Here is an 11,959-nt window from a genome sequence, read left to right as displayed (position 1 = left end):
GAAAGTTGCCCGTGCCCGCAAGCAGGATTAATGTAAGTCTTACTGACAAGTTGCTTAAGCTTAAAAAACGCCGCCAACACACTTGGGGGCGTTTTTTGTCTTAAAACGAAGGAGCAGTTAAGGAAGCAGGATAAACCAACGCAGCGCGTCCGGCTCCTCTGACTTCCCCTCATCGAAGTGGTGCTACTGCTTGCTTCGCGAGGTGGCAGGGGTTCATATTATCATTAATATATTTATCTTTATAATTATAATAAATAACTGATTATAAAGAGCTTACGGGTAAGTAATCCTGCCTATAACGTATAGTAAGGTTCCTTTTCCTTGTCGTGGTAGCGCAGGTAGCCGTGCAGCACGAGCTTGATGAGGGTGCGGTAGGCGCGGCGGCGGCTCACGTTGATAAGCCTGGTGTACTGCGCTACCGTAATGCGCGGCTGGGAGGTTTTGAGGTAGTCGAGCACGCGCAGCTCATCCTTGTTAAGCGGAATTTTTTCGAGTCGGGCCGCGGGCTGCTCGCGCTCCAGAACCTTCTCGGTGAGGGCGCTGGCCTGCACGCTTTCGTCGCGAACGCGCACGTAGCCCCGCCACTCGCCGGGGGCTATCTGGGCGCGGTGCGGCTTGTTGTGGCTTTCGGCTACCTTGACTACCAAGACGATATGCTCGCCCTCCGTTTCAATTTCCCGAAATTCCAGCGTCAGGGGTGGGTCGATGTAGTGGGCAGCCGCCTCGCGCAGCACAAACATTTCTTCCTCGGCGTCGCGCACGCCCACCACGCGGCCATCATCGTCGACGCCTACCAGTACCTGGCCGCCGTGCGTGTTGGCCAGCGAGGCCAGCGTGCGCGCAATGCGGGTAGGGTGAGTAGTTTTCTTCTTGAATTCGAGCCGTTCGCCCTCGCCCTGGCTGATAAGTGCGCGTAAGTTCATGGCGCTTTAACGTAGGCCCGAACGCAAATGTGCCGCCCCCAGGAAAGGAGGCGGCACAAACCAGCTGTGTTCTGAAGCTTACAGCGCAAAGCAAGGCGCAAGGCGCCGCCTGGGCGTTTTAGAAAGGCAGGTCGTTGTCGTCGTCGCCGGCGATGGGCTGAGCCGTAGGCTGCGCGCGCAGGTTCGGATTCTGGTTTTGGGCCGGGCGCGCAGCAGGCTGCTGGCTGTAAGATGAGCCCCCGCCGCCAGCCGGCGCACCACCCGTGGCTGGCTCGATGCGCCAGGCTTCAAGGTTGGTGAAATACAGCATCTGGCCATTCTTGTTAAAGCCCCGGCCGCGCAGGTTAAAGGTCACTTTTACTTCGTCGCCCATTTTAAACGGGTCGATAAGCGCAGTTTTGTCCTGCACCAGCTGAAACTTAATCTGCTCAGGATATTGGCCATCCTGTACTTCGAGGACGAACTCACGCTTGCGGAATTTTTCGCTTACCTGCTGTTCGTCAAAGATTTCGTGCAGGCGGCCGGTTACGTCGTATGCCATCGGAAAGGGGAATGTTGAAATGAAGAAAACTAGAGGCCAAACCTACGAAAAAAAACTGAAGGAAGCCGGGCTTTAGCTACGAAAACCCGGCGTTTGAGAAGCAGCTTTCAGGCACTTACCACGCGTTTGGCTAAAAAAAATAGCTGATAGTACTGGCTATAAACTACTGATGGGTACTAAATTACTGCTCGCGGGCGCTTATTTAGACCCACTTTAAGGGCGGAAAGTGCCGTTCTTGCGAAAGAAACCTGGTTAATTAGCAAATTAGAATATGTTCGCTCTTGCTTTGCACGGCGGTGCCGGCACCATTGCCCGTACCGCGCTCACCCCGGCCCTCGAAGCCGATTACCGCGCGGCGCTGCGGGCTGCCCTGGCTACCGGCACGGCTCTGCTGGCCGGGGGCGCGCCCGCACTCGATGCCGTGGAAGCTACCGTGCGCAGCCTCGAAGACTGCCCGCTCTTTAATGCCGGGCGCGGGGCCGTGTTCACCCACGATGGCCATCATGAGATGGATGCTGCGATTATGGACGGGGCCACGCGCCGCGCCGGAGCCGTAGCCGGCGTGCGCACGGTCCAGAATCCTATCCGGGCCGCCCGGCTCGTGATGGAGGCCACGGAGCACGTATTGTTGGCTTACCCTGGGGCCGATGAGCTGGCCCGCGAGCACGGCCTGCCCTTGCAGCCGCCCGCCTATTTTTTTACCCAGCAGCGTTTCGACCAGCTTCAGGAGGCTATTGCGGCCGGCCGGGTGCAGCTCGACCATGCTGCCGCAACTGCCTCAGTGCCCGACCCCAACTGGAAAAAAGGTACCGTGGGAGCCGTAGCCCGCGATGTGCGGGGCCACCTGGCCGCCGCCACCAGCACCGGCGGCATGACCAATAAGCGCTACTCGCGCATCGGCGACGCGCCGCTTATCGGGGCGGGCACCTGGGCCGACGAGCGCTGCGCCGTCAGCTGTACCGGGCACGGTGAGTTTTTTATTCGGGCCGTAGCCGGCCACGATATCGCCTGCCTGATGGCATACAAAGGGCTCTCGCTGGCCGAAGCCTGCCGCGTGGTGGTGCACGACAAGCTGGCTCCCATTGGCGGCGAGGGCGGGCTTATTGCCGTAGATGCCGCTGGCCAGCTGGCACTGCCCTTCAACTCGGAAGGCATGTATCGGGCTAGCCGTAATGCAGCGGGTGAGGAAGTCGTTTCAATATATTAAAAAATACTTGTATATTATTATTTGCGTGCTGGTGAGGCCTTGGCAGGCGTTGGGGTAGTATTGGGTACCACTTATTTCCTGATAGCCTTAACTAGAAGAAATAAGCAACAAGGGCCGGCTAGCACTGCTAGCCGGCCCTTGTTGGCAGAAAGAAGGATGAGCTTAGTATTTCGTAACGCGTACTACCTGCTGGCCCTGGGCGGTAGCCAGACGTAGGAGATATACGCCGGTAGGCAGGCCGCTCAGGTCGAGTGAGGCGTGCTGGGCAGGGGCGGCCAACTGCTGCGTCAGCACCGGAACGCCCAGCATATTGAGCACTTCTACCCGCGAAACCGCAGTGGCCCATACGTCGAGCGGCCCGGTAGTGGGGTTGGGAACTGCGATGGTGGTGCCAGCCAGCGCATTGCCCGCTACCGCTACGCTGGGCGAGTAGCTGGTTGTCCCATCAAGGTCGGTCTGGCGCAGGCGGTAGTAGGCGGTAGTAAGCGCGGGCTGGCTGTCGAGGAAGATATAGCTGTGGGCCTGGGCCGAGGTGCCGGCCGCTGCTACGCTGCCTAGCGTACTAAACGACTCGCCATCGAGGCTGCGCTCTACGCTGAAGCTGCGGCTGTTAGCTTCGCTGGCGGTAGTCCAGGCGCAGCGAACGGCGCTGCCCGTGCGCTGCGCAGTGAAGGATGTGAGCACTACGGGCAGCACCCCATTGGCCCGCGACGAAACCGCAAAGGGCGAGAAAGAGGTAATGCCGGAGCGCGTAACGACATAAGGCCCGGTAGTGGAGCCTACGCCCCATTCGCTGGCATTGGTATTGGTATCCCAGGCCCCGCCGGTATAATGGTTGATGTGAGCGGTAGCCGGAGCGAAGTCAGCCGTGGTTTCGCTCGCGTTCCACTGGAGCGCCATCGTCACGTTTGACGCATTGGTCGGCACTTCTTTGCTGATAAGCCAGGTTTTCAGCGCATTCTGGTACAGAACGGCACTGCCGGTCGGGTTATAGCTGGCATCGTAGGCTGTCGAAACGCCGTCGAGCACCCTGGCCTCAAATACGTCGTCGCTTACTGATGTCGTTTGCTGCAGCGTGACGGGCGTATAGGAAGTGTAGCTGCTACCCACCGGGAAGCTAACAGCCGGCCCCGAGGCCGAGCCGCTGGCGCGAAGTACCTGCAAGCGCAGGCGGCCGGTGCCATTGGTAACGACGTAGCCCGTGGCCGAGCTGGTAGTAATGCTCCCCGGGCTGAGGATGGTGAGGTCGTAGTTGCCCAGTACCAGGTTGGCGCCCGGCGCGATGCTCAGGTTACCGGCCAGCAACGTGGGGCCGGTCAGGAGGCGGGCATTCAGGCTGCGGTCGGCGTTGCTGCCGCTGATGGTCAGGTTACCATACTGCGTAGCCTGCACCGGAATCTGGTTGTCGGTGGTAGTGTATTCAACCGTGCTGGTGGTCGCTAGCGAGCCCAAGGTGAACGCCGGCGATTGAGCTTGATTGTGCGTGAAGTAAGAGCCGGCAGCTACGTCGATGGTACCGGCGATATTCTTGTTGTACGCTACTTTCAGCGTGGCCGGGCTGGCAGCAGTACCCACCACAATCTTGGAGTTCGCCCCACTCACGGCCCAGGTAGTAACATTGCTGGCGACGGTACCCGACAAAATCCGGTCTTCGTTATTAGCCGAAGCCGAGGGGGCGGGGCTCATAACGTAGAATACCTGGTTATCGGCCGTAAAGCTGGCCGGCGGGCTGACCGCAGCTGCTTGCCCGGTAGTCCAGGGCGACTGGTCCCAGTTGGCCAGCAGGCCCAAATCGCCAGTGGTATTGGAATAAAACACGCCGGTTTCCGGCGTTACCACCACATCGTCAATGCTCAGGCCGTTGCCGTTGGTCGTGGAGTTGAGGGTATAGCCCCAGCGCAGCATAATTTCCTGGCCGGGTGCCAGGTTGAGGCCCATCAGGGTGGTAGCCGCTACCCGGCGGTTGGTGGCCGAGTTGCCATCGCGGCTGGCAATAACGGTGGCCGTCGAGGGCGCATTAACCCCCAGGGCCGGTACGGAGGTCCAGGTGCCGGCCAGCAGGCTGGTAATCGCGCTGCCGGTCTGGTAAGAAACATCTATCCGGGCGGCATCCTGCTTGCCCGAGTTGTACCACTGCTCCATCGCATACATCACTTCCAAATTTTTGATGGTGACCGAAGAGCCATTTTTGAGCCGGATACCGACGTAGCCCGTGCCATCGTAGCTGTACGAAGTGCCGGCAATACCCCCGAAGGCGCGGTCGGTAGTAGCCCCGCTGCTATAGCCGAAGTGATAATAATTGGAAGCTGAGTTGGAGCCGTCGTTGGCTTCAATCGTCGTAGGCGTATAATCGAGGATGCCGGTCGGAAAGGTAGCTTCCGTGTACACCTCGGCCGGCGCTGCCAGGTGGTTGCCGCTCATGGCCACGCTGCCACTCAGCGTATTGAAGTCCTGTACATAAGGTTGAAGGGTCGCATCAGTAAAAGTGTACTGAGCCCAGGCCGGATAGGTGCCTAGCCAGCTCAACAGCAGTGCTCCTATAAAGTAGACTTTTTTCATGAAACAGATTAAGGATGAAGCTTGTGGAATAAAAGAAAAGGTTGAAAATTTCTATACGCGGTAAAGATAAAGGGTGCGTCAGGGCACGATTCGCTTGAAAAAGGATAAATAGAATATTTTCTGCTAATAGTTATAAAATTGGATTATGCACCAGGATGCAAAAAAACAGCCTCCCGTTTGGGAGGCTGCGCTTGCTAAAAAACGGAAGTAGAATGTCAGCTTACCGGCCGGGCAGCTTCCTTGCTGGCGTAAAACTTGCGCTCAGTCATGCAGTATACATTGCCCTTGGCCAGCACATGCATCCTGATATTTTCGATGGAAAGCGTGGTGCCCTTTTTGGCGGCGGCGGCGTTGTTGTGCGCAATATCGTAGCCATCTAATATTATCACCAGGTTCGAGCCGATGGTTTCAACCAGGCGGCCATCGGTAATAAGCACTCCCGTGTCTTCGCCCAGCCCGATACCGATGAGCTTGGGGTGCAGAGCCACTGCTTCGATAAGGCGGCCAAAGCGCCCGCGCTTCACAAAGTGCGAGTCGATGATGGCGGCCGGCAGCAGGTTCAGGCCGGTACCCATTTTCACGGCTCCCTTTAATAAAGCATCGGGTACGGAGCCGCCGCGTATCATGTGCTGCGACATGGCCATGGCCCCGGCGCTGGTGCCGGCAATGACGAAGTTGGGCTCGGCGTAGTAGCGGCGGGTGAGCGTGTCCAGAAAATCGGTTTCGCCGAACATCTCGCGCAGGCGCGACTGGTTGCCGCCCGAAAACAGCACCACATCGGCGGCGAGCAGGCGGGCCAGGTAGTCGGGCTGCCGCGCATCGTCGGGGGTGCGAATATCCATAATGCCGATATTATGGCAGCTGAGCATCGCAAAGGAGGCCGTGTAGATAGGCCCCACCTCCTGCGGAATCATGGAAGCCGTAGTTACTACTTCGATACGCGGGTCAAGCTTGCCCGATTCGGACACGACCCGCTTTAGAATTCCCAGCTCGAAAAAATTAAGGTAGTACTGGCGCTTGCTGCGAACGGTGGGGTAGGTGCCCTTGTCCTCGTTGCCACCGATGGCAATAAGCTTGCCTTGCGGGATAAGATTTTTCAACGCTAACTGCTAATCTGATTTAGGAAGACAAAAGTACGAAGCAGCCCAGGGGATGCCGAGGCGAAAGGCAGATAGCCGGAAGTACATATGCTTTTTTCTATGTACTGCCGGCTTAGAAATTCGACCTAGCGTAGCAGCGCATCGAGGGTGGTAGTGGCAACCGAGTGGTAGTTGGGACGCGCCTGCTGATAAATTTTTTGCGCCCGCGCCCGGCCGCCCGGCGCGGCCAGCAGGGCGCGGTAGAGGGGCACCAGAAACTTGCGGCGGCCCACCTGCCGCAGAAAGTTTTCGAGGGCCGCGTCGGCCGGTTGGTAGCCGGCCCGCAACGCCAGCGGAAACCAGGCGGCCAGCAGCTCGGCATTGCCGGAAGCCGTAAAATGGAAAGTTGCGTCGAGCCGGGCCAGGTCGTCGGCCGTGAGGGTAGGCGGCAGGCCGCGCAGAAAGTGCTCCCACTCCTGGCTGCTCCACTCCGTAGTGATAGGGCGCAGCGCGGCGGGCGCTGTGCCCGCCGCCAGGCGAGCCAGCGTGTCGTTCACCGCTGTGAAGCGGGCCGACTGCGTTCGGGGGGCATCGGGCGGCAGGCCGGGGCCGTCGAGCCAGGCGGGCAGGTTGAGGTGGCGGGCTTCGGCGGGGGTGAGCAAGGTTTGGGTGAGGTAGGCAGCGAAGCGGTCGGTATCCATGCGCTGAAAAGCAAACCGGGCGAAGTACTCCGTAATAAAGGCATCGAGGCGCGGGCGCCCCACCAGCTGCTCCAGCGTCAGTAGCAGCAGGCAGCCTTTTTCGTAGGCGATGTCAGTGAGGCCGTCATCGGGGTCGCGGCCGGCCAGGTGCAGCCGCAGGTGAGTGGCCGGGCTGTCGGGACCCAGCTCCTGTATGGTGTGGCGCAGGTCGGCCTCCCCCAGCACTTGCAGCATCTGGGCATAGGGCCGGCCATAGAGCTGCTCCATAATACGGCGTTCAAAATAAACGGTGAAGCCTTCGTTCAGCCAGAAATCGTTCCAGGTTGCATTTGTAACCAGGTTGCCGCTCCACGAATGGGCCAGCTCGTGGGCCACCAGGCTGGTCAGGCTGCGGTCGCCCGTCAGGATAGTGGGCGTTACAAATGTTAAGCACGGGTTTTCCATGCCGCCAAATGGAAAACTTGCCGGTAGTACCAGCAAATCGTAGCGTCCCCAGCGATAAGCTCCATACAATTGTTCGGCGGCTTCTACCATTCGGTTTAGCTCGCTGAATTCGGCGCTGGCCAGGGGCAGGGTGGCCGGCTCGGCATAAATGCCAGTGCGGCCTCTCAGCGGAGTAAAGTCGAGCCGGCCAACTGCCAGCGCGAGCAAGTACGCGGGCACCGCCTGGGGCTGGCGAAAGCGATAGCGGCCGTCCGGCGCGGTGGCCTGGGGGTTTTCGGCACTCATCAGCGCAAGGAGCTGGCCACGCTCCGGGCCCATGATTTCTACCGCAGCTTCGTAGGTGAAGCGGCAGCCGGGCGAGTCGGGGCAAGGCAGCCAGGTGCGGGCCAGGATAGCCTGCGATTGGGTAAATAGAAACGGGTGCTGACCGGCCGTCTGCGCCGGGGCCAGCCATTGCAGCGCCGCCGCGCCGGGGCTGGTGCGGTAGCTGATGCGCAACGCTGTCGCGCCGGCTGGCAGCGCTACCCGCAAGGCCTGGCCCAGCACCGCGTCGGGGGCGCTGAGAGAGTAGGCAAGGGGTTCGCCGCCGGCCACGTCGCCCGCGTGCACCTGCTCAATGAGCAGCTCGCGGGTATCGAGCACCAGGTCCTGAGCCGTTGTCAGCGGCTCAGCCAGCAGCCAGGTAGCCGAGCCGCTGAGTGTCTGCCTGGCAAAGTCAATGGCCAGCTCAAGGTGCAGGTGCAGCAGGGGCGGGCCCTGCGCGTAGCTGTGCGGGTCGGCCGGGACGAGTGGAGTAGAAGCAGGCGAGCTGGGCATGAAAAGCAGAATGAAAATTAAATGAGCCGGCTTGGGTAGTTATGATTAACTGCCGTCTTATCCGCAACCGGCGTGTTATTAAGGAGGCAGCCGCCAATAAAGTACGCGGCTGCGGCCAGGTGGGTCGACTATTTCTGTTACCTTAGGCGCGTTATTTGCGTTGGCGTGGTATGCCCCAGCACAACCTGCCGGGTAGCGGCTCAGTAAAATGAGCACCTTCCGCGTCAACCAGGCGCGGCATCGCCGGGGAGCGGGTCTTACCCGGCTTCCGGTATGCCGCCCGCTTTCCCTCTGTAATGCTGCTTAAGCTCCGACTTCATTTCTTCACCGCGGCCTGCTTGCTGGGCCTGCTTAGTCTGCCCGTGCTGCTGGCTTCGTGCGGCGGCAACGGCACTTCGGCCGACCAGGCCAGCTCCAAAACCGGCACCCCAACTACGGGTAACGTTACCGGCCCCGAGCCCCGCGTCGACAGCGTCTTCGTTATCCGGACCATGCAGGCCGATGCCCGCTTCAAGGCGCAGGAGCGTTGGGCGCGCAAATTTTACCGCGAGCGGCAGTTCCGGCTGGGCTGGTTCCGGCAGCATCAGCTCGTGCCGCAGGCCACTACCTTTCTTTCCGTAGTAGATAAAGCAAAGGATGATGGTCTTGACCCTAAACGGTATGATACCAAGAAGATAACTGATATGTTGGTCCAGCTCAAGAGCGTGGGCCCTGATACTGCGCGCCGTAACCAGCTGGAGCGCAAGCTCGACGTTACGCTGTCGGGCAGCTACTTCGCCTGGGCTTCCGACTACTACCGCGGCGTAGCCAACCCCCGCGACACCAGGAACGATGCCTGGAAGGTTAAGCGCAATAAGATTAAGCTTGACCACGCGCTGATGACCATTCTGCGCGAGCGCGAAAGCACCTATCCCTACTACGACTTTGCCCCGCTGCACCCCGAGTACAACAACCTCAAAAAAGCCCTGGCCCTGCTGCGGGCCCGGCAGGCCGCCGGTGGCTGGCCCACGCTGTCCGGCACCACGCACCTCAAGCCCGGCGATGTCCTGCCCGTAGTAGGCCTGCTCCGCCAGCGCCTGCTGGGTACCGAGAATAGCGGTCCTGCCCCGGCCGCTACTGCCCGGCCGGTAAACAACGTTTCCTCGCCGGCTGCCACTACGTATGACCCGGCGCTGGTTGAGGCGGTACGAAGTTTTCAGCAGGACCTGGGCCTGCCACCTACCGGCCTGGTCAGCGGGGAAACATTACGCGAGTTGAATGTTCCCATTCACGAGCGCATCAACCAGGTTATTCTGAATATGGAGCGCTGGCGCTGGCTGCCCAAAAAGTTTGAGCCCGACTACCTCATTGTGAATATTCCCGAATACCGGCTACGGGTGTATGAGAAGGGCAAGGAGGCCCTGACGATGCGCGTCATCGTCGGCAAAACGCTGACGGCAACGCCCGTTTTTTCCGATAAGATGGAATATGTAGTGCTTGCTCCTTATTGGAACGTGCCTTACAGCATTATCGACAAGGAGCTGCGTCCGAAGCTGGTGGCCGACCCCGGCTACCTCAATCGACTCGATATGGAAGTAGTGAAGGGGTACGGTCGCAAAGCTACTATTATCGACCCCGCTACCATCGACTGGGCCAATGTCACGCAGGACAACTTCAAGTACACCGTGCGCCGCCGCCCCGGCCCTAAAAATGACCTGGGAGATGTGAAATTCATCTTCCCCAACTCGAACGATATCTACCTGCACGACACGCCCCACGATGAGCTGTTTTCGCAAACCAAGCGTAATTTCAGCCACGGCTGCGTGCGGGTAGAGGAGCCCATTAAGCTGGCTACGTACTTGCTGCGCAAAGACCCCAACTGGAGCCAGCAGACCATTCAGGATACTATTGCCCAGCGGCGCGAAAAATATATTACCCTGAAGCAAAAGCTGCCGGTGTACCTGGTTTACCTCACGGCCTGGGCTGATGCCAACGGGCATCCACACTTCCGCGATGATATCTACGGCCACGATAAAGCGCTGGCAAAAGAATATTTCGATTAGCTTCTGCGACTCTGGCGGAACTGGTAGGAATAGCTATAAACGTTCCCAAGCTACTTTCCTATTTGCTTTCCAAGAAGGCCCGGCCACTAAAATGGCCGGGCCTTTTTAGTGGTTTTAATGCCAGTTTGCCAAGGAGGCTGAACGAGAAGTCACCAATAGTTTTGAATACATTTGTATTGCAGAAGCGTATTCCCAGAGGAGTACGAGCAACAATTTTCGGAATAACAAGTGTAAATAAAACCTTGTTACAGTTGTTTTAAATTGCGTCTATACATTTGTTTGGCATGTAGCAGGTAGGGAAGTTGAGAATTGTTACGCACATTTGTGCCCTAAAAGGTTTCATATGGTAACCCGTATCCGGACTCTGTTGGAGCACAAACAGCTCTCGCCAACCCAATTCGCCGACCTGATTGGAGTCGGGCGGCCGGTTATGAGTCATATTTTAAGCGAGCGCAACAAGCCTAGCCTGGAGGTAGTGCAGCGTATTATCAGCGCAATGCCCGAAATATCAATACCCTGGCTGCTGAGCGGGGCCGGCGCTATGCTCGCAGAAGAGGTGGCTACTGACCCAAAAAGCCCGGCAGCGACCAACGCAGATAATGCAATACCTGCTCCGACGCCAGCGCCAGCGCTTCCTGAAGGTGAATTACCAGTCAAGGTAGTCCCCTCAGGGGTAAGGCAAACGGCAGTTGTGGCTGAGCCGGTATCCGTTCGTGTATCACCAGCCCCTGCCTCAGCCGCAGCTCCTCCTTTAGCCAATGTACCGGCAGCGGCGCCGCTGCCGGCAGTAGCCGAACTATCGCCTGAGAAGCCGGCAATCGCGGCTTTTAAGCCATTCCGGCCGACTCGCTTTACCCCGACCGCCCCGGCCTCCACAGTAGTAGCTTCAACTGCCACCACGGCCACTAATAAGGACTCATTAGCTGCTAATACCCCAGCGCTGGAAGGTGGTACACCCCCGCCTGTTGTGCCAGCCGAGCGCTCACCAAGCCCCGTGCCCGTTTCTGCCCCGGCCGCAGCGGCTCCGCTGCCCTCCCTGACTGAGCCGGGGAAGGCGATACGGCGTATCGTTATCTTTTACCGCGACGGCTCCTTCGCCGATTACTGCCCTGAGCAGTAGCTCCTGCCTAAAGCGGATTCTGGGTCAGTGTACGCTTTTTGCCATAATGGCTCCCCCTCTCCTTTTCGGAGAGGGGGCCGGGGGGTGAGGCGAACGCAAGAACAGAACCCGTATACTGACCCAGAATTCGCTCTAAGATAAGCTATAAGCTACCAATAGAGGTAGCCCCAAGCCTGGCTATTTTGCCAGGCTCGGGGCTACCTCTTTTAGCAGGTAACGGTCTTGCTGGTAGCCCGCTCAAGCTAGCTGCCTGCCTGTGACCCTGGCCTGAACAATGGGAGTAGAAGCTCGTATACTATTACAAGCAAGCAAGGGCGTAAGCAAGTTAAATTTCTGCTAATAGCTGTAGCGCGTAGTACAAATAGCAGCTAAGCTGCTACCTTGCCTAATAAGAGGGATAAGCTAATTGCGTTTGCTTACCACTTTGCCAATAAAATGCAATTGACAAGCCAGCTTATCAAGCTCGTTAGCAAGCGTTTTATAGGTCCTTAACTACCTGATGAGCGTAAGTAGTAAAAGGATATGCT

8 protein-coding genes are annotated in these 11,959 nt (G+C 58.6%); 3 read left to right on the top strand and 5 right to left on the bottom strand.

The features are described from left to right. Positions 1 to 293 precede the first annotated feature (293 nt). Positions 294 to 923 carry an RNA-binding domain-containing protein gene (locus F6X24_RS14675; RefSeq protein ID WP_151088735.1) on the bottom strand — a complete coding sequence of 210 codons (630 nt, stop codon included), beginning with the start codon at positions 921 to 923 and terminating at the stop codon, positions 294 to 296. A gap of 118 nt (positions 924 to 1,041) precedes the next feature. Beyond that, positions 1,042 to 1,464 (bottom strand): DUF3127 domain-containing protein, encoded by a 423-nt coding sequence (locus F6X24_RS14670; protein WP_151088734.1) that lies wholly within the window; start codon positions 1,462 to 1,464, stop codon positions 1,042 to 1,044. Positions 1,465 to 1,735: 271 nt separating this feature from the next. Here F6X24_RS14670 and F6X24_RS14665 point away from each other — a divergent pair, with 271 nt between their 5' ends. After that, the gene (locus F6X24_RS14665; protein WP_151088733.1) at positions 1,736 to 2,671 is read left to right on the top strand and encodes an isoaspartyl peptidase/L-asparaginase family protein; all 936 of its coding nucleotides are present in this window, start codon (positions 1,736 to 1,738) and stop codon (positions 2,669 to 2,671) included. Between the two features lie 162 nt (positions 2,672 to 2,833). On the opposite strand, the gene F6X24_RS14660 is transcribed toward F6X24_RS14665, so the two are convergent. From F6X24_RS14660 to F6X24_RS14650, 3 genes are all read right to left on the bottom strand, one after another. After that, positions 2,834 to 5,230 (bottom strand): T9SS type A sorting domain-containing protein, encoded by a 2,397-nt coding sequence (locus F6X24_RS14660; protein WP_151088732.1) that lies wholly within the window; start codon positions 5,228 to 5,230, stop codon positions 2,834 to 2,836. 215 nt (positions 5,231 to 5,445) lie between these two features. Further along, positions 5,446 to 6,330, bottom strand: coding sequence for a cyanophycinase (locus F6X24_RS14655; RefSeq protein WP_151088731.1), 885 nt, complete (start codon positions 6,328 to 6,330; stop codon positions 5,446 to 5,448). Positions 6,331 to 6,455: 125 nt separating this feature from the next. Then, positions 6,456 to 8,270 (bottom strand): M1 family metallopeptidase, encoded by a 1,815-nt coding sequence (locus F6X24_RS14650; RefSeq protein ID WP_151088730.1) that lies wholly within the window; start codon positions 8,268 to 8,270, stop codon positions 6,456 to 6,458. A 296-nt stretch (positions 8,271 to 8,566) separates the two neighbouring features. Here F6X24_RS14650 and F6X24_RS14645 point away from each other — a divergent pair, with 296 nt between their 5' ends. Both F6X24_RS14645 and F6X24_RS19485 read left to right on the top strand, forming a co-directional pair. Beyond that, positions 8,567 to 10,312 (top strand): L,D-transpeptidase family protein, encoded by a 1,746-nt coding sequence (locus tag F6X24_RS14645; RefSeq protein WP_151088729.1) that lies wholly within the window; start codon positions 8,567 to 8,569, stop codon positions 10,310 to 10,312. Positions 10,313 to 10,655: 343 nt separating this feature from the next. Then, positions 10,656 to 11,432: a helix-turn-helix domain-containing protein gene (locus F6X24_RS19485; protein WP_151088728.1), complete on the top strand. Its 777-nt coding sequence runs from the start codon at positions 10,656 to 10,658 to the stop codon at positions 11,430 to 11,432. Positions 11,433 to 11,959 lie beyond the last annotated feature (527 nt).

The sequence above is a fragment of the Hymenobacter baengnokdamensis genome (genome assembly GCF_008728635.1).
In the GTDB taxonomy this organism is placed as follows: Bacteria; Bacteroidota; Bacteroidia; order Cytophagales; family Hymenobacteraceae; genus Hymenobacter; species Hymenobacter baengnokdamensis.
Note: the sequence above shows the minus strand (reverse complement) of the source record. Positions and strands in the feature narration are given on the sequence as shown.